Origin of the sequence: Chelatococcus sp. HY11, assembly GCF_018398335.1 — a bacterium.
In the GTDB taxonomy this organism is placed as follows: Bacteria; Pseudomonadota; Alphaproteobacteria; order Rhizobiales; family Beijerinckiaceae; genus Chelatococcus.
Genome location: NZ_JAHBRX010000001.1, coordinates 654196 through 676051, shown reverse-complemented (window position 1 = coordinate 676051; position 21856 = coordinate 654196). Strand labels below are relative to the sequence as shown.

Here is a 21856-nt window from a genome sequence, read left to right as displayed (position 1 = left end):
GATGCGATGATTCGTACCAGCGTTAACCTTCAGCGCCTCGCGCGGCCGTCGCAAGCGCTAGGTTGAGGCAAGCCATGCCTTCCACAGGATCGAAAGGCTCCGGCCCCGCGGCCGTCGCCCTCAGCGCCGCGGCCGCACGGGCCTCAGCCTCCCCGGCGAGCAACGGCACCTCCGCCGCGACACGACGCATCTCGTCAAGATCGCCGTTGCAATGGAGAACGACGTCGCAACCCCCATTGAGCGAAGCCCGCGCGCGCTCCTCGGCGGTGCCGGAGAGCGCATTCATGGACAGGTCATCGCTCATCAAAAGGCCGCCGAAACCGATGGCCTGGCGAATAACGCGGCTGATGATGACCGCTGAGGTCGTCGCGGGATGACGCTCGTCGATGGCCTTGTAGACCACATGCGCCGTCATCGCGAGCGGCAGGTCCGACAGGAGGCGGAAGGGCACGAAATCGCACATCTCCAGTTCCGCCAGGGCGACGTCAACGACTGGCAGTTCGTGATGGCTGTCGACGCCCGCTCGCCCATGGCCGGGCACATGCTTGATCACCGGCAGCACGCCGCCCGCCATGAGGCCGTCGGCGACCGCCCGGCCGAGATCCGCGACGAGGCGCGGCTGCGATCCATAGGCGCGATCACCGATGACCGAGCTAGCCCCCGGGATTGGAATGTCGAGGACAGGCATGCAATCCACGGTTACGCCGACCGACAGCAAGTCGTGGGCGATCAGGCGGGCACCGAGCCGCGCGATCTCACGCCCAAAGGCCTCGTCGCGCTCGTAGAGCTCACCAAAAGCCCGGCCGGGCGGATAATCGGGCCAGTGGGGAGGCCTCAACCGCTGCACACGCCCGCCCTCCTGATCGATGAGGATGGGCGCATCCGCGCGACCGACGGCCTCGCGCAGGGCCGCCGTCAGGGCCCTCACCTGATCCGGCGTATCCACGTTGCGCCTGAAAAGGATGAAGCCCCACGGATCCGCATCGCGAAAGAAGCGCGCTTCCTCTGCGGTCAAGCTTAGGCCGGAACAACCGGCGATCATCGCGCGCGTCATGGCACACCGAATCCATTGGGGCTTGAATGTGAATGTAGCGACCTGCCGGCGGCAGGCACAACCCGGGAGCAGGTCTTTCTGAAGCAGCGAGTCCTTCTGGAGCCAATCCGTCTTTCGCTGTCCTGGCGCCGTTTAAAAAAGCCCCGTTAAAAAAATAGGCGACCACCCTGCCCTCTGAAATGACAATCCCCCGGGCATCGCGCCCGGGGGACGGTCAAACAACGGTAGCACAACCAGCGATATCCTTCACCGCTGCGGCCGAAAACCTCAATTACGGGCGACGAAGCACTGCCCGCCGGAGGCCTGAAGACGCGTGCACAGCGATGTCGCGTCCTCGCGGGAGAACGGCCCGACACGTAGACGATAGATCGTCCGATCATTGACCTCGGCCCGGCGGATCTGCGGCCGGTAGCCACCGAGATCACCGTAACGGCGTTGCAGGGAGGCAAAGAGATCCCGTGCCTCCTTCTCGCTGCCGGGGGCACCCAGCTGCACGGCGAAGCTGCCGCCGCTCGTCGCGACGGGCGCCGCGCCACCCGGGCTCGGAGCCTGGGTGTTCACCGCGGCGACCTGCTCCGGCTGCGCGGGCGTCGCCGCGCGTTGCTGCTGCGCCGGCGGAGTGATCCGTAGCGGAGCCCGTGTCGGCGGACGAGGCGGAGACGGCGGCACGACGGCCGGTTGGGCCTCTGCCTGAGCGGGCGGCTCGCTGGAACGCTGCTGTGGCGTCGCCGGCGTCGCGTTGACGGGCGTCGGGTCGGCCGCGGCCACACGGGGAGCCGGCTGCTGAGGCGCCTGCGGCGGGTCCGTCATGATCGTCCCGTCGGGACGCACGGACACCGTCTTCACGCGCCGCGGTTCGCCCAGGACGGCGGTGGCGGGATGGGGAGCCGTCGGGCCGCCCATGCCCATATCGCTCGCTCCCGACGGGGAGAGCGCATTCGGGGGGATGTCCGTGGAACCGGTCGCGCCCGTCGCCGAGGGCTGCTCCTGGCGCAGCGCCTGGTTCACATCGAGCGGCTGCTCCTGGCGGCTGACGACCTTCGTCTCCTTGGCGACGGGATCACCCGCCCGCTCGTAGATCGCCTTGTTCTGGTCCGGTACGACCACGCCACCCGGATTCTCGGGCTGCACCTTGACCGGCTGGTCGTCAGCGGCAATCACCGGTGGGCCATCACTGGAGACGCTCGATCCGCCCCTGAACACAAGCGCCGAGGCGACGCCAACCGCCGCCATGCCAAGGATCAGCACGACGGCAATTAAACCCTTGCGCGAACGGCGCTCGGGTATTGTCTCGTCGGCATAGGCGGACTGGTCATAGTCGTCGCCGCGACTTTCGGTCCGACGCTCATCACCGTCCTGAAAATCGTCAGCACCGCTATCCTGGTAGCCGGGATAGGCATAGGTGCCCGTCGTCGGATCGAAGCGCGGCTCCGCGCCGATCTCAGGCGCATAGGATTGATCGTAGTGCCCGGGCCGCGGCTCGTCATCCTGTTCCGCCTGAAAAGACTTGGCCTGCTGGTCACCGCGAGCCTGGGTGAGCCATGGAGGCGGCTCGACCGGGTCGTAGTGATCGGCGCGCGGCGGCGCCATCCGGTCATCCGCTCCGAAGCCTGGCAAGCTTCCACGAAGCGGCGCCCGGTCGTCAGGATGGCTATAACCGGACGCGAAGTCATCATTCAGCGGCTTCGGTGAAAACCGCGAACCGGTGCCGTTCTCGCCCTGCGAGCGAAAATTCCTGTCCTCAGCCAGCAATCCACGGAAGGGATCGTCCTGACCGACGATTCGTGCCAGCTCGGCCAGCGGATCATCGCCGGCGAAGGGTTGCTGATTGTTCCCGGACGGCCGCACAGGACGGTCGTCAAACGTGGGATCCTCAGCAAAGCGAGCCTTGTTTCTCTCAATCATGGGCGCAGTCCGAACTCGCGGCGCAGCCGAAGGAGCTACCCCTGTCCAATACTCGCACGCCGCCTACGACCTTTGCCAGCGATTCAGCGACATTATGTCGCGCATAATAAAAGCCGCGGTTAGCGCATCTCGTCTGGTGCCGCAACCCCAAGAATTGCAAGACCAGATGCAAGGACGGACCTGACAGCTAGGACTAGACCCAGCCTTGCAGTGGTCAAATCTCGATCGTCAGCATTAATAAATCGTAATTGGGGCGAGTCTTTGCCTCTATTCCATAAACTATGAAACGCACTTGCCAGTTCATACAGGAAGAACGCTACCCGGTGCGGCTCATGTGACGCAGCCGACGCCTGCACGACTCGGGGATACTGGGCCAAGCGACGCAAAATCTCGACTTCCGAATCATCATTCAATCGAGAAAAGTCAGCGGATGCAAGGGCCTCGCCGGCCATGGACACGCCCGAGAGCGCTTCCGCGGCCTGCCGGAAGACCGATGCGCAGCGCGCGTGGGCGTACTGCACATAGAAAACCGGGTTGTCCTTAGACTGTTCGACCACCTTGGCGAGATCGAAATCAAGCGTCGCATCATTCTTGCGGAAAAGCATCATGAAGCGCACCGCGTCGCGGCCGACTTCATCGATCACCTCGCGCAGCGTGACGAAATCGCCCGAGCGCTTCGACATCTTCACAGGCTCGCCATCGCGCAGGAGACGGACGAGCTGGCAGAGCAGCACGATGACCTCCGTCTCCGTTCCGCCGATGGCGCGGCCAACGGCCTGCAGGCGCTTGACATAGCCGCCATGGTCGGCGCCAAGCACATAGATCAGCTCGCGGAAGCCGCGTGCGTGCTTGTTCTCGAGATAGGCAACGTCAGCCGCGAAATAGGTGTAGCTGCCATTGGATTTCATCAACGGACGATCGATGTCGTCGCCGACATCCGTCGCCCGAAACAGAAGCTGCTCGCGATCCTCCCAATCCTCGGGCAGCTGCCCCTTGGGCGGCGGAACGCGACCGCGATAGACAAAACCGCGCTGCGTCAGCTCATCGATGGCCGCCTTGATGGCCCCGCCGTTGGCTCCATGTAAAGTGCGTTCCGAGAAGAAAACATCGTGATGGATGCCGAGGGCCGCGAGGTCATCGCGGATCATGGCCATCATGCCTTCGATGGCGATATCCCGCACGACAGGCAACGATTCGGCCTCGGGCTTGGACAGGAGCGCGTCGCCAAAGCGCGCCGCGAGCTCCGCGCCTACCGGCTTCAGATAGTCACCGGGGTAGAGCCCCTCGGGAATTTCACCGATATCCTGACCAAGCGCCTCGCGATAGCGCAGGTATGCGGACCGGGCGAGGACGTCGATCTGCCCACCGGCGTCGTTGATGTAATACTCACGGGTGACCTGGCGGCCAGCGAATGCGAGCACATTGGCCAGCGCATCGCCGAAAACGGCCCCACGGCCATGGCCCACATGCATGGGCCCGGTCGGATTAGCCGACACATACTCGACATTGACCGGCGCCGCCGGGCCCGTGGTCCCACGGCCAAAGTCAGCACCATCGGCCAGCACGGCGCGCATCACATCGTGATAGACACCCGGCTCCAGCGTGAGATTGATGAAGCCCGGCCCGGCCACCGCGACGCCGGCAACCCCTGGCACCGCCTTGAGCGCCTCGCTGAGGAGTTCCGCGAGAGCGCGCGGATTGGTCTTGGCGTCCTTGGCGAGCACCATCGCGGCATTCGTGGCGAGATCCCCCATGGAGGCGTCGCGCGGCGGTTCGACCACGACACGCGACAGGTCGAGCCCCCCGGCCAGACGCCCTGAAGCGACCAGATCCTCGATGATGGCAGACAAATGGCGCTGATACAGGTCGAAGATATTCATGGGGATGTCCATGGAAGCTTTGCCGCCGAGAACCGGAGATCAATCAGACCACGGCTGCCTCGAACGCGGCCAAGGCCAGGCAATCGCGCAGACACTGATTGAACGATTGGCTATAACCAATTGAATTTACGTGCCAATCTGAGAGACATGACACATCGTCAGATCGGTTCCACTAGCGCAAATCAGGTGTTGCGTCAAACAAGCGCCGATGTTCCTCCAGGGCGTAGCGGTCGGTCATGCCGGCGATATAGTCCGCCACGCGCCTCATCAGGCGGCTGTCGTCGGCGCCGCGAAGGTCCGCGCACCACTCCGCCGGCATCAGCTGAGGCTCCGCGACGAAGCGTCGGAAGAGGTCGCGAACGACGCCATCCGCCTGGCGGCGCACCGCCATCACAGTCGGGTGGCGATACATATGCGGATAGAGGAAGCCCTTGATGCCAGCCTCAGCTTCGGCCATGCCGGCTGAGAAGGCGACCACGGCATCGTCGGCGGCGCGAATGGCGTCGGCATCCGCCGGGGCGAGTGACGCGAGGCGACGGCAGCTCTCGGCGATGACGTCCTCGACGAAGCGCGTGATGATGCGGCGCACGAGCTCGTGGATCACCCGGCTACGTTCAAGCCCGGGATAGGCGCGATCGATCTCGGTGAGTATGTCGCGCAGGAACGGGACGCCGGCGAGATCGGTGAGGTCAAACAGTTCGGCCCGCAATCCGTCGTCGATGTCATGCGCGTCATAGGCGATGTCGTCAGCGATCGCCGCGCATTGAGCTTCGGCGCTGGCGAAACTCGCGAGCTCCAGATCCTGCAAGCCGCAATAGTCGAGAATGGCGCCGGGCACGCCGTGCTCCCGATAGGCGCCGATCCCCCGTCCCGCGGCATCCACCAGCGGGCCGTTGTGCTTCACCAGCCCCTCCAGCGTCTCCCAGGTCAGGTTGAGCCCGTCGTAGGCCGCATAGCGACGCTCCAGCCTTGTAACGATTCGCAGGGCCTGCGCGTTGTGATCGAAACCGCCCTGCCCCAGCATCTCGGCGTCCAGCGCATCCTCCCCCGTATGGCCGAACGGGGTGTGGCCAAGATCATGCGAGAGGGCGAGAGCCTCCGCCAGATCCTCATCGAGGCCGAGCGCGCGGGCAAGGGCGCGGGCGATCTGGCTGACCTCGATGGTGTGGGTCAGGCGCGTCCGGTAGTGGTCGCCCTCATGGTACACGAACACCTGGGTCTTGTGCTTCAACCGCCGGAAGGCCGTGGAATGAACGATACGGTCGCGATCGCGCTGGAAGGGGCTGCGCGTCGGCGAATCTCCTTCCGGATGGAGCCTGCCACGGCTCGCCCCGGGGTCGCAGGCATAGGGCGCTCGCCAACGCTCGCCATTGGGCCGCACGTCTCACTCCACCGTTGAACGTCCTTCGCCCCGCACTTATCTATGGGGCGGACGCTTTGCCAAGAGGCTTTTGCCAAGGGGCTATTGGCGTAAAGGGTGTCGGTGTCGACGCCGGTTTAGTCGGCTAGCGCTTTTTGCCAAAGGCCCTTGCCACGCCTTAAGATATAAGCGTCAGAGTGTGACGACGCGATGAGCAGCATGGGTGACATGAGCATGACGCCGATTTCCCTCACGGACCGGGCCGTGACGCGCATCCAGGAAGTCCTTTCCGGAGAGCAAGCCGGGGCGATGCTGCGGATCAGCGTCAATGGTGGCGGCTGTTCGGGCTTCCAGTATGTCTTTGATGTGGACCACGAACGCGGCGACGACGATCTCGTCGTCGAGCGCGACGGCGCGACGGTTCTCGTCGATTCCGTGTCACTGCAATACATGGACGGCGCGGTGATCGATTTCGTTGACGATCTGATCGGCCAGTCGTTCAAGATCGAAAATCCGCATGCGACCGCATCCTGCGGTTGCGGGACGTCATTCTCGCTATAAAAGCGCATCTGCCCAATAGCTGGATGTGAAGTCCCTGTGGAGCCCATTCGTGGCGAAGACGACCGTCATACGGTTATTTCCGCGCGGTGCTCCATGCACTACGGTAGATTGGGGCAGGAACCACCCCTCCCACGGATCTTGAGGAAAACGACCATGGCCCGGCCGCGCTCGAAAGCCGTCTTGCTGTCTGCAGTCTCATTGGCCGCTCTGGCGGGCGTCGGCGCCTTCGGCGCGAAAGTCACGACCGAGCGGAGCCTCACCGCCGCCGCCACGCGGGCCGGCGCCAGCATCGGCAGGGTCGAAGCCAATCCGATCGATGGACGGATAGTCCTGCGGGATCTGTATCTGGCCGGTGCAAACGCGACGATCACCATCGGCCGCGTCAGCGCCACCGGCGGCCCCGCGCTGATCACGCCCGCACTGGCGGCCGAGGATGTCACGCTTGAGAATGTCACGCTCACTTTCGGACCTTTCCGCTACATTATTCCGCGCATGACAGTTGTGGGCTCGAACCTCGATCGCGCCGGTATAGAGGCCCTGTTCGCCGCCAATGCGTCGGACACGCTGGCCAACCGGCTAACGAAGCTCTCGGCATCCAGCCTCACCATTCCCGAACTGAAGTTCGAACAGAACCTGACCTTTGGCGAAGTAACGACCCGATCGACCGGCAACTATGTGAATCTGGTCGCGCGCGATATCATCAATGGCCGCGCGGCGATACTCACCGCCGACGGCGGCAGCTACAGCACCACCGTGCGCACTGAAGCGCCCAAGCCAACGCCCGGCGCAGCGCCGCAGGGCAACAGCGGCAGCGACGCACCCGCGAAAGCCGCCACGCAGGATGGCACGACGACCGGCACCTATGGCGCCTTCAGCGTCGCGGACATCGATTTCGCCTTCCTGACGCGGCTCTATACGGAGGGCGCGGGCACTGGCGCCAACCCTCCGGTACAGGTCTATGGTCCGTTCAAGATGGTGGATATGGCCATGACGGAGGCCAACGGCACCAAGATCAACATCGCGGAAATCTTTGGCGATGGCTTCGTCGCGCGGCTCGGCAAGAAGCCGTTGCTGTCTCTTGTGGAGACCCTGCAAAAACTGCCTATGGACGATGCCAACAAGGATAAGAGCTCGTTCCAGATCATCGGCGAAGCCATGGCGATGTTCGAGAGTATCGTGTCCGGGGCAATGACGGCCAGAGCTATCACGGTTGAGGTAACGGACCCCGATCCCTTCAAATTCAACGTCGGCGATTTCACGGTGGGTTTGGGTACCAACCCGGCACCGCAACAGGCCAACGCGGCCTATCCGACCCAGGGCGGCATGCGCTTCGCCGTCAACGACATCGCCTTAGCTATCCCCCCCGACGCGGACAACGATTTCGCCAAGCGCCTGACCGCCATGGGCTACAAGGACCTGTCCCTGTCCTTCGCTATTGAAGGCAAGCTCAACGAGTCCGGCAAGGAGCTCGTGATCAACGAATTTTCCTTTGGCGGCAAGGATATGGGCAGGGCGACCATCAGCGGAGTGGTCGGCAATGTCACGCCTGAGCTGCTGTCCTCGGAAGAGGCTGTCCGCAATGCGGCCGGCATGGCGCTGACCGTGAAGAACCTCGCCGTCACGGTGGACAATGCGGGCCTCGCGGACAAGCTGCTGGCGGAAGAGGCGGCAAAGCAGAACAAGTCGCCGGACGCGCTCAAGACCGAATACGGGATGATCGCCACCGTCGGCGTGCCGAGCTTCCTCGGCGGCAGCGCGGAGAGCAAGGCGCTCGGCGCCGCCGTCGCGCGCTTCATCGCCAAGCCGGGCCAGATCGCCGTGAGGGCGGCGGCGAAGGACCCCGCCGGCTTCGGCCTCGCCGACTATGGCGCGACCGGCGGCCAGCCCGCCGCGATCCTCGAGCAGATCGATCTGAGCGCCGAGGCGAAGTAACGCATTCCAGGCCTAGGCCGTACTGGGTGTGACGGCCCGGATCGCTCCGCGATCCGGGCTTTTTCGCGTTTCCGTCCGGAAGGCTCTCCCGATCTTCAACTTGTGAAGACCGAGAGAGTGCTCAGGCGCACTTGTCGCAGTCTTTGCGCAGTGGCTCGCAGTATAAAGGGAACGGGGCTGGAGTGATCAGGACATGGAACCATGAAGCCTCGTCTTATTGCGTTGTATGCAGGCATTGGCTTAGCCCTCAGTGCAGGACCTGCTTTTGCCACTGACCCCGATCTCTTCATATTCCAACAGCAAGACACCGCCCGAATGCAGCAGGATCACAATCTCGCCGGCATTCGTGACGCTCAGGAAAACGTGAAAGCCTATCAGCGGCTTTTGAATGAGGAGCAGATGCAGCAGCAGCATGCCGCGCCGGCTCCGCAGACCCACCCGACGATGCGCCGGCATCACACGTCGTAGACTGCGAAGATAAGGGCGGTGAACGCCGAATAACAGCGCCACACCGCCCTTGCTTAGCCAGCCATCAATGCGCTGAACGCACGGTTCAAACCTTGGTGCCAGCGCTTTCGCCGCTGCCGGCCTGCGCTTCCACGACCGCGACGGCCGTCATGTTGACGATGCCGCGTGTCGTGACCGACGGCGTCAGGATATGGGCCGGTTTTGCCGGCCCGAGAATGATAGGCCCGACCGGCAGGGCATCCGCGAGGATCTTGGTGAGCTGGTAGGCGATGTTCGCCGAATCGAGATTCGGCATGATCAGCACATTCGCCGCGCCCTTCAGCCGGGACGTCGGCAGCACCTTTTCGCGGATGACTTGCGAAAGAGCCGAATCTGCCTGCATCTCGCCATCCACCTCCAGCGCGGGCGCGCGCTCGCGGATGAGCGCCAAAGCCTCGCGCATCTTCACCGCGCTGCCGGTATCGGCCGAACCGAAATCCGAATCGGCGAGCAGGGCGATCTGCGGCTCGATGCCGAACCGGCGCACGTGCTCCGCGCACATGACCGTCATCTCGGCGATCTCGTCGGCAGTCGGGTCATCACGGACGTGGGTATCGGCGAGGAAGTAGTGCCCCTTCGAGGTGATGATCAAGCTCATCGCCGACAGGGCACGCACGCCGGGCGCAAGGCCGATAATATCCTCGATATGCTTGATACGGGAGGAGAAGCGCCCCTCCAGCCCGCACAGCATGGCGTCCGCCTCGCCACGGGCCAGCGCCAGCGCGGCGATGACGGTGGTGCTGGTGCGCACCAGCGTTCGCGCGATATCCGGCGTGATGCCCTTGCGGCCGGCCACGTCGAGATAGGTAGCCACATAATCGCGATACCGGGGGTCGTCTTCCGGGTTGATGAGCTCGAAGTCCCGCCCCGCCTGGATGGACAGGCCGAAGCGTTTCAGGCGCGTCTCGACGACCGCCGGACGGCCGATGAGGACAGGTTGGGCGATACCGTCCTCCAGCACCGCCTGCGCCGCCCGCAACACGCGTTCGTCCTCGCCCTCCGCGTAGATCACGCGCTTCGGTTCCTTGCGGGCCAAGGCAAACACCGGCTTCATGATGAAACCGGAACGGAACACGAAACGCGACAGAGACTCGGTATAAGCCGCCATGTCGGTAATCGGCTTGCGGGCCACGCCTGATTCCATGGCGGCGCGGGCGACGGCCGGGGCAATACGCAGGATAAGCCTGGGATCGAAGGGGTTGGGAATCAGCGAAGTCGGCCCAAAGCCGCTGATATCACCGCCGTAAGCGCGCGCCACGACATCGGACGGCGCCTCGCGGGCAAGCGCCGCGATGGCCTTGACCGCCGCTGCCTTCATCGCCTCGTTGATCGTCGAGGCTTCCACATCGAGCGCTCCGCGGAAGATGTAGGGAAAGCAGAGGACGTTGTTGACCTGATTCGGGAAATCCGACCGGCCGGTGCAGATCATGGCATCCGGGCGCGCTGCAATCGCGGCATCGGGCATGATCTCGGGATAGGGATTGGCGAGTGCCAGGATCAAGGGTTTGTCCGCCATGGTCTTGACCATGTCCGCCTTGAGCACGCCCCCGGCGGAAAGGCCGAGAAACACATCGGCACCCGGAATGACCTCCGCGAGCGTTCGCGCCTCCGTATTCTGGGCATAAACGCTCTTCCAGCGATCCATCAGGGCTTCACGCCCTTCATAGACGACGCCTTCGATATCGGTGACCCAGATGTTCTCGCGCCGCGCGCCGAGCGTGACGAGAAGATTGAGGCAGGCAAGCGCGGCCGCGCCGGCGCCTGAGGTCACGATCTTGACGTCGGCGAGCGACTTGCCCGCGAGCTCGAGCGCATTGCTCACGGCGGCGCCGACGATGATCGCCGTGCCGTGCTGGTCGTCGTGGAAGACCGGGATCCCCATGCGGGCCTTCAGGTTCTCCTCGACCTCGAAGCATTCCGGCGCCTTGATGTCCTCGAGGTTGATGCCACCGAAGGTCGGCTCCAGCGCCGCCACCACATCGACGAGCCGCGCCGCGTCGTTTTCCGCCACCTCGATATCGAAGACATCGATTCCGGCGAATTTCTTGAAGAGGACCGCCTTGCCCTCCATGACCGGCTTCGAGGCCAGCGGCCCGATATTGCCGAGGCCGAGCACCGCCGTGCCGTTGGAAATGACCGCGACGAGGTTCTGGCGCGAGGTGAGCTGCGAAGCTTCGGCGGGATCAGCGACGATCGCCTCGCAGGCGGCCGCGACACCGGGTGAATAGGCGTGGGCCAGATCCCGCTGGTTGCCGAGCGGCTTGGTGGGCTGAATCTCGAGCTTTCCGGGCCGGGGAAAACGATGGTAGTAAAGCGCTCCGGCTTTCAGATCATTCGACATTTCATCAGCCATCGCCGCGCGCTCCCGTCCTTCCGCTTCAGTTCGACAAGCCTTGTGCGCGCTAAGGTACGATGGCGTCAATGTCGATTTGGCGTCGCAGGAATGCGCTGGGAGCAAAGCAACGGGATGAGAGGGGCGATGCGGCTTTTTCAGCGTCTGGGGATGAAACGAAATCCGCATAACGAGACCCGCCTTCACCTTGAAAAGCTTGTCCGCAAACATGGTGCGTCCATCGGGCCTTATTCCTATGGCCGGCCGAAAGTGCGCTTCGCCGACTGGGGCGCCAGGCTGACGATCGGCTCCTATTGCTCCATCGCCGACCAGGTGGAGATCATGCTCGGCGGCAATCACCGCGCCGATTTCGTGAGCACCTACCCCTTTTCCGCCTTTCCCGGGCAATGGCCGGAAGCCCCCGGCGGGCTCGATCATCAAGGCCCCACGGGAGACGTGGTGATCGGCCATGATGTGTGGATCGGCTCAGGCGCTCTCATCCTGCCCGGCGTGGCGATCGGGCCGGGGGCCATCATCGCCGCCCGCGCCGTCGTCAGCCGCGACGTTCCGCCCTATGCCGTGGTCGCGGGCGTGCCGGCACGCGTCATGCGCAAACGGTTCGACGACGCCACGATCGCCGCGCTCGTCGCTTGCGCCTGGTGGGAACTGCCACGCGACGACGTCGCGGCCCTCATTCCGCTTCTCCAGAGCGGCGACATCGCCGCCCTCATCGCGGCCGTCACGGCGCGGCGGAGAGAGCGTCCCGTCGTCGCGCGTGGTTGAGGATGCGGGCCTTCAGCCCAAGCGCCGGCTTTTCCACGAGATGCCAGGAGACCAGCGCGACAAGGAGCGACAGGCCCATCGCGATGGGCAGCATCGCCTCGATCGGCATCTGCGGCGAGAAGGCCTGCAGGGTCTGCTGCACCGGCCAGCCGAGCAGATAGACGCCGTAGGACAGGTCGGTCTTCAGGTCGAACGCCCGCGATGACAGGCCGGGCGCGACCGCCAGCCAGATGATGCCGTAGGCGCCCGTCGTGAAATTCAACGCCTTGTAGAAGGCCGTGTCCTGCGCGAGCCACGTCGCGCCCACGAGCAGGACGACGAGCCATGACGTAATCCGTATTTCGTCCCGATAGAGATAGAATACCGCGCCCAGGCCGAACAGGAACGGCAGCCTGAGGGATGTCTGCACAGCCTTCCCCGCTTCCGGATGGAGGGCGTCCAGAACAACGATCGCGACACCGAGGCCGGCGACGATAGCGAGCGCGAAGCCCCGGCGGCTCAGGCCGACGGTTACGCCGAAGACGAGCACGCCGAGATAGCACAGCACCTCGTATTTCAGCGTCCAGACCGTTCCGAGCGGATAACGCAGGGGATTGTCCGCGAAGACGCCCGGAAGAATTCCGGCGCTCTTGAAAGTGGTGAGCGTCGCGACGATGAAGCGGCTGACCTGCGGATCCCGCCAATAATCGGCGAAGCTCAGGGTGGTGATGAGCGAGCCGAAGGCCGCCATGGCCAGCGTCGCGACGATGAAGGCCGGCGCGATCCTCAGCATGCGCGCGACGATGTAGTCGCGCCAGCCGCGCCGCGCGAAGCTCATGGTCACGAGGAAGCCGGAGATCGTGAAAAAGCCGTTGACCGCGTATTCGCCCAGGCTGAAACCCGTGGAGAGGTGAAAAGGCTCATGGCCGCCGGTCGAGACGCTGAAGGCATGGGACACCACCACGGCGAGCGCCAGGATGAGCCGCAGCACGGAGAAATTGTCGTAAGGGCGCGCAATGCAGTCCGCCAGGGTCGGCAGCTCGGCCAGAAGCCCGGGCCGGGCGGAGGACGTTGCGGTTGTCGAGGTCATTGCGGCTGCTATCACCTGGTGATGCTGGTATCGCCCGAAGGATCATCGGTCGCCCTCTCACCCTGGCTGCTCACCGGATCGTCCGGGAATGCGCGCCAAGTCAGCTCAAGGACGTGCCTACTCCTCCTTGCTCGGAATTCCTTGATAAGCCAGCGCGTCCATTCCGCGCAAGGCGGCGATGGCGCCAGCCGCCGACCCGCCGTAGCGCGCCATCCGGCCACGATTGAAGATCAACGCGGCTCCCAGCCATTTCAGCGCGTTCCTGAAGGCCATCGCCGGAGCGGGGTTCGGCAGGCCGTACTTACGGCTGACATAGGCGCGCGACCATGCCTGATGCCAGCGGCCGCGAAAGATCCGTCCCGGCGCCGGCGCGCTGGAACGCCCACGCCCGTGGCGGGCCGTCGCACCCGCCACATGGATGAGCGAATGGCCAGCGTCCGCGACCCGGCGGCAGAGGTCGTCATCTTCGTAGAACAGGAAGATGCGCGGATCGAAGCCGCCAAGCCCGAGGAACAGGTCGCGTCGCATGAGAAAGATCGCCCCGGAGAGAAAGGGCGCGCAACAATCGCCCTCGGGCAGCCGCTCCGTTCCCGCGGGATTGTGAAGATAAGGCGCCAGCAGCGAACGCGGCTGGAAGAAATGACGCCCGTCCGGCTCGACCAGGACAGGCGCGAGAAGACCGGCGTCGGGATAGCGCTCCGCAGCGTCGAGAAGCGCCGCGACGGCTCCCTCGTCGAGAATCACGTCCGGGTTGATGATCAGCACGAAGGGCATCTTCGCCGCGGCGACGCCGCGATTGTTCGCCCGGCCATAGCCTTCATTGACGGGATTGCGGATGACCTCAGCGCAAAGGCGCGCCGCCACCTCAGCCGAGCCGTCGGTGCTCGCATTGTCGATCACGATTGCCGGCACCCCCTCCCGCGCCAAGGCGCCGAGACAATCCGGCAAAGCATGGGCGCTGTCATAGGCGACGACGACGGCGGTGACGGAGGCGGCTGGCATCTATCGGTCCCGGCAGGCCGGCATCGACACAGGGGCCAGCGATGTCCCCGTGGCCGCTGCGCGCAAACGCCGCCGATCCCTCCCCCTCGGGGGAGTGAACTCCACCAAGCGGAGGGGATGGGGAGCCGTCTCGCTCTCCCACCCGTCCCCAAGCGCGGCGCGGGTCCACCCTCCCCGGACAGGGAGGGATCGATCCCTCACTTCTGGTCCGGCAGATTGAGCCGGATATGGAGCTCCCGCAGTTGCTTCGCCATCACGTCGGACGGCGCGCCCATGGTGAGATCCAGCGCCTGCTGGTTCATCGGGAACAGCGAGATCTCGCGCAGGTTGGTGACGCCGCACAACAGCATGACGATGCGGTCGACGCCCGCCGCCATGCCGCCATGGGGCGGCGCGCCGTACTGGAAGGCACGGTACATGCCGCCGAAACGCTCGACCACGGTCTCCTCGCCATAGCCGGCGATCTCGAAGGCCTTGACCATCGCGTCGGGGCGATGGTTGCGGATGCCGCCCGAGGCGATCTCATAGCCATTGCAGGCGATGTCGTACTGGAATGCCTTGATGGTCAGGGGATCCTGCCCCTGAAGGGCCTCCAGGCCGCCCTGAGGCATGGAGAACGGGTTGTGCGAGAAGTCGACCTTCTTCTCGTCCTCGTTCCACTCATACATCGGGAAGTCGACGATCCAGGCGAGCTCGAAGCGATCGTGGTCCACGAGGTTGAGGTCCTCGCCCACCTTCGTACGCGCGGCTCCGGCGAACTTGACGAACTTCGCCGGGTCGCCGGCCACGAAGAAGGCTGCATCGCCATCCTTCAGGCCGAGTTGGGCCTTGATGGCAGCCGTGCGCTCCGGGCCGATGTTGTTGGCGATGGGGCCCGCGCCCTCCCCGCCTTCGCGCCACATGATATAGCCGAGGCCGGGCTGGCCCTCGCCCTGCGCCCAGGCGTTCATGCGGTCACAGAACGCGCGGCTGCCGCCGCCGGGACCGGGGATAGCCCAGACTTGGTTCTTCTCGTCCTCGAGCATGCGCGCGAAGACCTTGAAGCCCGAGCCGCGGAAGTGCTCGGACACGCCCTGCATGACGAGCGGGTTGCGCAGGTCCGGCTTGTCCGAGCCATACTTGCGCATCGCGTCGGCATAAGGAATGCGCGGCCAGTTCTGGGTCACCGGCTTGCCTTCGGCGAAGTCCTCGAAGACGCCACGGATCACCGGCTCCATCGCCGCGAACACGTCGTCCTGCGTGACGAAGCTCATCTCAAGGTCGAGCTGGTAGAACTCGCCCGGCAGGCGATCGGCGCGCGGGTCCTCGTCGCGGAAGCAGGGCGCGATCTGGAAGTAGCGATCGAAGCCCGACATCATGATGAGCTGCTTGTACTGCTGCGGCGCCTGCGGCAGGGCGTAGAACTTGCCGGGATGAAGCCGCGAGGGCACCAGGAAGTCACGCGCGCCCTCCGGCGAGGAGGCCGTCAGGATGGGCGTCTGGAACTCGAAGAAGCCCTGGTCCTTCATGCGACGACGCATCGAGTCGATGATGGCGCCGCGCGTCATGATGTTCTTGTGCAGCTTCTCGCGGCGCAGGTCGAGGAAGCGATACTTGAGACGCGTCTCCTCGGGGAACACCTGGTCGCCGAAGACCTGCAGCGGCAGTTCGGCGGCCGGGCCGAGAACCTCGATCTCGCTGACATAGACCTCGACCTCGCCAGTCGGCAGCTCGGCATTCTCGGTCCCGGCGGGACGGGCGCGGACGAGGCCGTCGATCCGCACCACCCATTCGGCGCGCAGGGCTTCCGCCGCCTTGAAGGCCGGCGAATCCGGATCGATGACGGCCTGCGTCAGCCCATAATGGTCACGCAGATCGATGAAGAGCACGCCGCCGTGGTCGCGGATGCGGTGGCACCAGCCCGACAAACGGACCTTTTCACCAATGTCGGCCCCGCGGAGCGCGCCGCAGGTATGAGAACGATAGCGATGCATAGCGAGACCGCCCAGGGATGAGCGGGGCTCCTGCGGCCCCGCGATTTCAAAGGCCGGAAAAACCCATGAGATGCGCTTCTTGTCAAGGATGAGCGCGACAAATGCGCCGGTCTCGGTTATAGCGCGGTTTCATGGATCTGATCGACTCAACAGAAAAGCTGCAGGCCGCCTGCGACAGGCTCCGCCAGCACCCCTTCGTCACCGTGGACACCGAGTTCCTGCGGGAGACGACCTTTTACTCGAAGCTATGCCTGATCCAGCTGGCGAGCCCCGAGGAAGCCATCCTGGTCGACCCTCTGGCGCCGGAGCTCGACCTCTCCCCCTTCTTCGCGCTGATGGCGGATCAGACGACCGTGAAGGTCTTCCATTCCGCGCGCCAGGATGTGGAAATCATCTGGCAGAAGGGCGGCGTCATTCCCTGCCCTCTGTTCGACACCCAGGTCGCGGCCATGGTCTGCGGCTATGGCGATTCGGTCTCCTACGAGCAGCTCGCCAACGACATCGCCAAGGCGCGCATCGACAAGACCTCGCGCTTCACCGACTGGTCGCACAGGCCGCTCAGCGAGCAACAGCTCGCCTATGCCCTGTCCGACGTCACCCATCTGCGCACGCTCTATCTCTCCCTCGCCGACGAACTGGCGAAGACCGGCCGCGAAAGCTGGGTCGAGGAGGAAATGGCGGTGCTGACCTCGCCGGCAACCTACGAAATGAAGCCGGAGAATGCCTGGATGCGGCTGCGCGGCCGGGTGAAGAAGGCGCGGGACCTCGCCGTCCTGATGGAGGTGGCGGCCTGGCGCGAGCAGGAAGCCCAGACCCGGGACGTGCCGCGCTCGCGTGTCATGAAGGACGACAGTCTGATCGACATCGCGACCCATGCGCCACGCTCGGCGGAGGCGCTGGGCCACCTGCGCTCCGTCCCCAACGGCTTCGAGCGTTCGCGCGGCGGCACGGATGTTCTCGCCGCCATTGAGCGTGGTCTGGCGCGCGATCCCAAGACGATACCGTCGCTGGAGAAGCCGCGCGGCAAGGCCACCAATGGCGCCGTGCTCGAAATGCTGAAGGTGCTTCTGAAGGCCGTGGCGGAGAACGAGCGCGTCGCGCCGAAGATCCTGGCCACGGTCGATGATCTGGAGGCGATCGCCAGCAACGATCATGCCGACGTCCCCAGCCTGCGCGGCTGGCGCTACGAACTGTTCGGCGAGCGGGCCATCGCTCTGAAACACGGTCGGCTGGCGCTCTCCATCGAGCGTGGCCGCGTGGTCACCTTCGAGCGCTGACGCCGGTCAGGATCCCTTCCCCTCGGGGAAGGGGTCGACGCGGGCTGGCGGACTGTTGCGGTCCCTTCTCCTATTTCCCGATCACCACCGTGGGCTGGCAGCCGATCAGCCGTGCGAGCTGCTTGACGCGGCCTTGCAGCTTTTCATTGGCGAGATCCATCAGATCCGCCGGGACATGCAACTGCAGCTTCTGGTGGCTGAAGGTGAGCGGCATCCGCGGCAATGTGCCCGGCATGGCGGCCGAGGCTATGTAGGCGATCCGCATGGCGCCGGCCAGGATACGGGCGCGGTCCATGAGCCGCGCGGTCATCAGTTCGCGCAGACGAAAACCGAAATCGACGGACAGACCGATATGGCGCAGCGCGACGGCGAGCGCGATATAGGCGCGGCCGGGATGATCGATGCCGACGAAAGCAGCCTGGGATATGGCATCCATGCTCTGGTCCCCGCGATAGTCCGGGTGAGAGCGCCAGCTGATATCAGACAGAAGGCACGCCGCATGCCGCAGACGCTTTTCGTCCGGCGTTTCGTCGATGTGGAGCGACTTCATCAATCGGTCGGTCCAGATGATCAGCTCTTCCGCATGGGCCGGGGACCGCGAACGCAGGCAGTTGATCTCACGGGCGGCATAAAGGAGGGGATCGACAACGCGGCTATCGGCGTCGAGGCGGGTGTGGAGCACCCCCTCGCGCACCCCGGCCGCCGAAATCACGATCTCCTTCGGCTTGCCTCGCCGCACGATTTCCTCAAGCACAAGCGCGCCATAGGCAAGGAGCGGCTGGCGGGCATCGGAGACCGCGTCGATATCGCTCAGGGCCTCGACGCCCGTGCGCTCGATGATCTTGGCGAATTCGATCGCCTCGCCAGCTGTCAGCGTATAGCCGTGCAGCACATGCAGGGGATAGCCCTTCTGCCCCATGTGGAGGCGCGCCAGCGCCCGCCACGTCCCGCCGACGGCGTAAAAGGAGCGGCCGCGCAGCCCATCCAGCGGCCCGGCGGTCTGCAGCGCCTGTCGCACGACTTTCTTGGCCTTGCGGACGGAGCCGCCGGACACGTCGCGCAGGTTAAGGCCGCCGATCGGCAGGGTCATGCCATCCGCCAGTGCCCTGCCCTTGACGTTGATGAGCTCAAGGCTGCCGCCGCCAAGGTCGCCGACGACACCATCCGGCCTGTGAAAACTGGAGATGACGCCATAGGCGGAGAGCTCCGCTTCCTCGCGCCCCGACAGGAGCTCGACCGAACGCCCGATGGCTTCCTCGGCCGCCGCGAGAAAGGCGGGACCGTTGGTCGCATCGCGCGCCGCCGCCGTGGCCAGCACGTGGACAGATGAAATCTGCATGTGCTCGCAGATCACCCGGAAGCGGCGGAGCGATCTCAGCGCCTTGGTCATGGCGCTTTCATCGAGCTTGCCGGTCAGCGCGACATTGTAACCAAGGCCACACAGCACCTTCTCGTTGAAGAGGGGCGTTGGCGCCGGGGTCAGACCGTCATAGGCAACGAGACGGACTGAGTTGGAGCCGATGTCGACGATGGCGACCGGCTGCAGTGCCTTGCGCAAGCCGGTCGCGATCGCTCGGTCAGCGGTCACCTCGGCCGGATTTCTTGGCGAGAGTCCGTGGGCGGGAGTCTTTGAGGGATTTTCCACGTCCGGATAAGCTCGGGTTCGTCATGAAATACTGGTGGGCGTTGAACTGCAGCTCATTCGCCGCTGGCTTCACGCGCTGACTGGTCCCATCCGGCAGAATGGTCCAGCTCTGCTCGTTATCGAGCAGATTGGCCAAGAGGATCTGGTCGAGAATCTGTTGATGCACCGTCTCGTTCGTTATCGGGCATAGGCATTCGACTCGCCGATCGAGGTTGCGCGGCATCAGGTCCGCAGACGATACATACAAGTGCGCCTGCGGATGCGGCAACCCATGGCCGTTGCCAAAAGCGTAGATTCGGCTGTGCTCGAGGAAGCGGCCCACAATCGATTTCACCCGGATGTTCTCAGACAGGCCCTTCAATCCCGGCCGCAGGCAGCAGATGCCGCGCACCACGAGATCGATCTGCACGCCGGCGGAACTCGCCTCGTAGAGGGCATCGATGATCACCGGGTCGACCAGCGAATTGCACTTGCACCATATCGCGGCCGGACGCCCGGCTTTGGCGTGCTCGATCTCCTCGGCGATGTGCTGCAGGATGCGTGGCTTCAGCGTCACCGGGGACACGGCCATGCGCTCAAGGCCGGCCGGCTCCGCATAGCCGGTGATGTAGTTGAAGATGCGCCCCACATCACGCGCGATGACGGGATCGGCGGTGAAGAACGACAGGTCCGTGTAGATGCGGGCCGTCACGGGGTGATAGTTGCCCGTGCCGACATGGCAGTAGGTCACAAGCTGGTTGCCCTCGCGCCGGACCACGGAAGAAAGCTTGGCGTGGGTCTTCAGCTCGATGAAGCCGAACACGACCTGCACGCCGGCCCGCTCGAGATCACGCGCCCAGCGGATGTTGGCCTCTTCATCGAAGCGCGCCTTGAGTTCGACGAGCGCCGTCACCGACTTGCCCGCCTCGGCCGCCTCGGCGAGCGCCTTGACGATCGGCGAGTTGGAGGACGTCCGATAAAGCGTCTGCTTGATGGCGACGACGTCGGGATCACGCGCGGCCTGATGCAGGAACTGCACCACAACGTCGAAGGACTCGTAGGGGTGATGGACGACGATGTCCTTCTCGCGGATCGCCGCGAAGCAATCACCGCCGTGCTCGCGGATACGCTCTGGAAAGCGCGGATTGTAGGGCTTGAACTTCAGATCGGGCCGATCGAGCGAGACGAGCTGGCTCAACTCGTTCAGCGCCGGCATGCCCTCCACCAAGAAGACGGCGTCCTGTTCTAGCTTAAGCTCCTTCACGACGAAGGCCCGCAACGAATCGGGCATCGTCGAATCGATCTCCAGACGGATGACGCTGCCGCGCCGACGCTGCTTCAGCGCCGTCTCGAACAGGCGGACAAGATCTTCCGCCTCCTCCTCGACCTCGATGTCACTGTCGCGGATGACCCGGAAGCCGCCACCGCCCGTCACCGTGTAACCCGGGAAAAGCCGCGACGTGAACATGACGATCAATTGCTCGAGCGTGACGAAGCGCGCGGCGCCCGTCTCCGCGAAATCCGGCAGCCGGACGAAGCGCTCGACCTTGTTCGGCACGCGGATCAACGCGTTGAGGGCCCGATTGTCGCTCTGCCTGAACAAGGACAAGGCGATCGAGAAGCCGAGATTCGGAATGAACGGGAACGGATGAGCCGGATCGACGGCAAGGGGCGTCAGGATCGGAAAAACGTGGTCGAGGAAGTAATCCCCGAGCCAGGCCCACTCGGCCTTGGTCAGGTTCTCGCCGTCGACAAGGATAATCCCGTTCAACAGGAGATCGTCACGCAGCTCTCGCCACCGCTGCTGCTGGTCGTTGGCGAGAGACGAGACCTCATTGCCGATCTGCGCGAGCTGCTCGGCCGGGGTCAGGCCGTCCTGCGACGCCATCTGGACGCCCGAGCGAACCTGACCGCGCAGGCCCGCCACGCGAACCATGAAAAACTCGTCGAGATTGTTTGCCGAGATCGACAGGAAGCGCAGCCGCTCGAGCAGCGGGTGGCTGGGGTTGGAGGCCTCTTCGAGCACGCGGCGGTTGAACTGCAGCCACGACAGTTCGCGATTGATGAAGCGGGCGGGCGAATAGCGGAGATCGCTTGCGGACGTCATTCCACTTTTCCTGCCAACAGCCTCGCCAGCTGGCGTCTCCAGAATCGCCTTGTCCAGGATCGACTTGTCGACCGTATCACCGGCACCAGCGGCGTTGGCCTGACCTGGCTTGTATTCTGACTCGACGCTCACCATCGCCTCCACGGACTCCACGCGCATTTTGGAAGCGATTGTCCCAAGACTACGCGACGTTTCCAAGACATTTGAATCCAAGGTAACTGGATCCGACACGTCTGGCTGCGGGCGACCGGATGGGCGAGCCGCGCTGGACTTACGGCTCGTGACTGGCTTGAGGGGCGCCGCCCCTTTGCGCGAACGCGCCTTGACCGGCCTTTCGGTTTGTGGACGCCCCTCTCCGCCCTGAGGCGGCGGTTTGGGGCGGGAAGCCTCATTCGCCCCAGTCTGCCCTGACGCCGCTTCGGGACGCACTGTCCGTGCGCGCCTTCGCTTTTTATTGCCTGGCAGGTTCCCAAGCGGTGGAGACTTTCGC

At 64.5% G+C, this 21856-nt stretch carries 15 protein-coding genes; 5 read left to right on the top strand and 10 right to left on the bottom strand.

Annotated elements, in window-relative coordinates; translation table 11 throughout:
• Positions 1 to 22: 22 nt before the first annotated feature.
• The 4 genes from nagZ to KIO74_RS03330 form a co-directional block, all read right to left on the bottom strand.
• Positions 23 to 1054 (bottom strand): beta-N-acetylhexosaminidase, encoded by a 1032-nt coding sequence (nagZ, locus tag KIO74_RS03345; protein WP_213330500.1) that lies wholly within the window; start codon positions 1052 to 1054, stop codon positions 23 to 25.
• Between the two features lie 267 nt (positions 1055 to 1321).
• Positions 1322 to 2959, bottom strand: coding sequence for an SPOR domain-containing protein (locus tag KIO74_RS03340; RefSeq protein ID WP_213330498.1), 1638 nt, complete (start codon positions 2957 to 2959; stop codon positions 1322 to 1324).
• Between the two features lie 119 nt (positions 2960 to 3078).
• Positions 3079 to 4839 carry an arginine--tRNA ligase gene (argS, locus tag KIO74_RS03335; RefSeq protein ID WP_213330496.1) on the bottom strand — a complete coding sequence of 587 codons (1761 nt, stop codon included), beginning with the start codon at positions 4837 to 4839 and terminating at the stop codon, positions 3079 to 3081.
• Between the two features lie 172 nt (positions 4840 to 5011).
• On the bottom strand, positions 5012 to 6220 hold the full coding sequence (locus KIO74_RS03330) for a deoxyguanosinetriphosphate triphosphohydrolase (RefSeq protein ID WP_213330494.1): 1209 nt from the start codon (positions 6218 to 6220) through the stop codon (positions 5012 to 5014).
• A gap of 213 nt (positions 6221 to 6433) precedes the next feature.
• Between KIO74_RS03330 and erpA the strand changes: the two genes are divergently transcribed.
• From erpA to KIO74_RS03315, 3 genes are all read left to right on the top strand, one after another.
• The gene (erpA, locus tag KIO74_RS03325; RefSeq protein WP_213334010.1) at positions 6434 to 6760 is read left to right on the top strand and encodes an iron-sulfur cluster insertion protein ErpA; all 327 of its coding nucleotides are present in this window, start codon (positions 6434 to 6436) and stop codon (positions 6758 to 6760) included.
• A gap of 153 nt (positions 6761 to 6913) precedes the next feature.
• On the top strand, positions 6914 to 8692 hold the full coding sequence (locus KIO74_RS03320) for an aq_1923 C-terminal domain (RefSeq protein WP_213330492.1): 1779 nt from the start codon (positions 6914 to 6916) through the stop codon (positions 8690 to 8692).
• Positions 8693 to 8893: 201 nt separating this feature from the next.
• Positions 8894 to 9160 carry a hypothetical protein gene (locus KIO74_RS03315; RefSeq protein WP_213330490.1) on the top strand — a complete coding sequence of 89 codons (267 nt, stop codon included), beginning with the start codon at positions 8894 to 8896 and terminating at the stop codon, positions 9158 to 9160.
• Positions 9161 to 9245: 85 nt separating this feature from the next.
• On the opposite strand, the gene KIO74_RS03310 is transcribed toward KIO74_RS03315, so the two are convergent.
• On the bottom strand, positions 9246 to 11552 hold the full coding sequence (locus tag KIO74_RS03310) for an NADP-dependent malic enzyme (protein ID WP_283772109.1): 2307 nt from the start codon (positions 11550 to 11552) through the stop codon (positions 9246 to 9248).
• A 126-nt stretch (positions 11553 to 11678) separates the two neighbouring features.
• Between KIO74_RS03310 and KIO74_RS03305 the strand changes: the two genes are divergently transcribed.
• Complete coding sequence (locus KIO74_RS03305; protein WP_249730840.1) at positions 11679 to 12314, top strand: CatB-related O-acetyltransferase; 636 nt, start codon at positions 11679 to 11681, stop codon at positions 12312 to 12314.
• Here KIO74_RS03305 and KIO74_RS03300 read toward each other — a convergent pair.
• From KIO74_RS03300 to aspS, 3 genes are all read right to left on the bottom strand, one after another.
• Positions 12271 to 13383: an acyltransferase family protein gene (locus KIO74_RS03300; protein WP_213330486.1), complete on the bottom strand. Its 1113-nt coding sequence runs from the start codon at positions 13381 to 13383 to the stop codon at positions 12271 to 12273. The two genes, KIO74_RS03305 and KIO74_RS03300, sit on opposite strands and share 44 nt — an antisense overlap.
• Positions 13384 to 13500: 117 nt before the next feature.
• Positions 13501 to 14385, bottom strand: a complete 885-nt coding sequence (locus KIO74_RS03295) for a glycosyltransferase family 2 protein (protein WP_213330484.1) — start codon at positions 14383 to 14385, stop codon at positions 13501 to 13503.
• Positions 14386 to 14582: 197 nt separating this feature from the next.
• Positions 14583 to 16358, bottom strand: coding sequence for an aspartate--tRNA ligase (gene aspS, locus KIO74_RS03290; RefSeq protein WP_213330481.1), 1776 nt, complete (start codon positions 16356 to 16358; stop codon positions 14583 to 14585).
• Between the two features lie 131 nt (positions 16359 to 16489).
• Between aspS and rnd the strand changes: the two genes are divergently transcribed.
• A complete protein-coding gene (gene rnd, locus KIO74_RS03285; protein ID WP_213330479.1) occupies positions 16490 to 17635 on the top strand; it encodes a ribonuclease D in 1146 nt (381 codons plus the stop codon).
• A gap of 70 nt (positions 17636 to 17705) precedes the next feature.
• Here the strand turns inward: rnd and KIO74_RS03280 are convergent, their stop codons facing one another.
• Positions 17706 to 19223: a Ppx/GppA family phosphatase gene (locus tag KIO74_RS03280; RefSeq protein ID WP_291979999.1), complete on the bottom strand. Its 1518-nt coding sequence runs from the start codon at positions 19221 to 19223 to the stop codon at positions 17706 to 17708.
• Complete coding sequence (locus tag KIO74_RS03275) at positions 19213 to 21366, bottom strand: RNA degradosome polyphosphate kinase (RefSeq protein WP_249731141.1); 2154 nt, start codon at positions 21364 to 21366, stop codon at positions 19213 to 19215. The genes KIO74_RS03280 and KIO74_RS03275 overlap by 11 nt, the downstream gene beginning before the upstream one ends.
• Positions 21367 to 21856: the final 490 nt, after the last annotated feature.

Excerpts from the sequence above, each read along its gene's own strand:
- argS (WP_213330496.1), bottom strand. The coding sequence starts at position 4,839 with ATGAATATCTTCGACCTGTATCAGCGCCATTTGTCTGCCATCATCGAG.
- KIO74_RS03275 (WP_249731141.1), bottom strand. The coding sequence starts at position 21,366 with ATGACGTCCGCAAGCGATCTCCGCTATTCGCCCGCCCGCTTCATCAAT.
- nagZ (WP_213330500.1), bottom strand. The coding sequence starts at position 1,054 with ATGACGCGCGCGATGATCGCCGGTTGTTCCGGCCTAAGCTTGACCGCA.
- rnd (WP_213330479.1), top strand. The coding sequence starts at position 16,490 with ATGGATCTGATCGACTCAACAGAAAAGCTGCAGGCCGCCTGCGACAGG.
- KIO74_RS03310 (WP_283772109.1), bottom strand. The coding sequence starts at position 11,552 with ATGGCTGATGAAATGTCGAATGATCTGAAAGCCGGAGCGCTTTACTAC.
- erpA (WP_213334010.1), top strand. The coding sequence starts at position 6,434 with ATGACGCCGATTTCCCTCACGGACCGGGCCGTGACGCGCATCCAGGAA.
- KIO74_RS03295 (WP_213330484.1), bottom strand. The coding sequence starts at position 14,385 with ATGCCAGCCGCCTCCGTCACCGCCGTCGTCGTCGCCTATGACAGCGCC.
- KIO74_RS03300 (WP_213330486.1), bottom strand. The coding sequence starts at position 13,383 with ATGACCTCGACAACCGCAACGTCCTCCGCCCGGCCCGGGCTTCTGGCC.
- aspS (WP_213330481.1), bottom strand. The coding sequence starts at position 16,358 with ATGCATCGCTATCGTTCTCATACCTGCGGCGCGCTCCGCGGGGCCGAC.
- KIO74_RS03315 (WP_213330490.1), top strand. The coding sequence starts at position 8,894 with ATGAAGCCTCGTCTTATTGCGTTGTATGCAGGCATTGGCTTAGCCCTC.
- KIO74_RS03340 (WP_213330498.1), bottom strand. The coding sequence starts at position 2,959 with ATGATTGAGAGAAACAAGGCTCGCTTTGCTGAGGATCCCACGTTTGAC.
- KIO74_RS03320 (WP_213330492.1), top strand. The coding sequence starts at position 6,914 with ATGGCCCGGCCGCGCTCGAAAGCCGTCTTGCTGTCTGCAGTCTCATTG.
- KIO74_RS03305 (WP_249730840.1), top strand. The coding sequence starts at position 11,679 with ATGCGGCTTTTTCAGCGTCTGGGGATGAAACGAAATCCGCATAACGAG.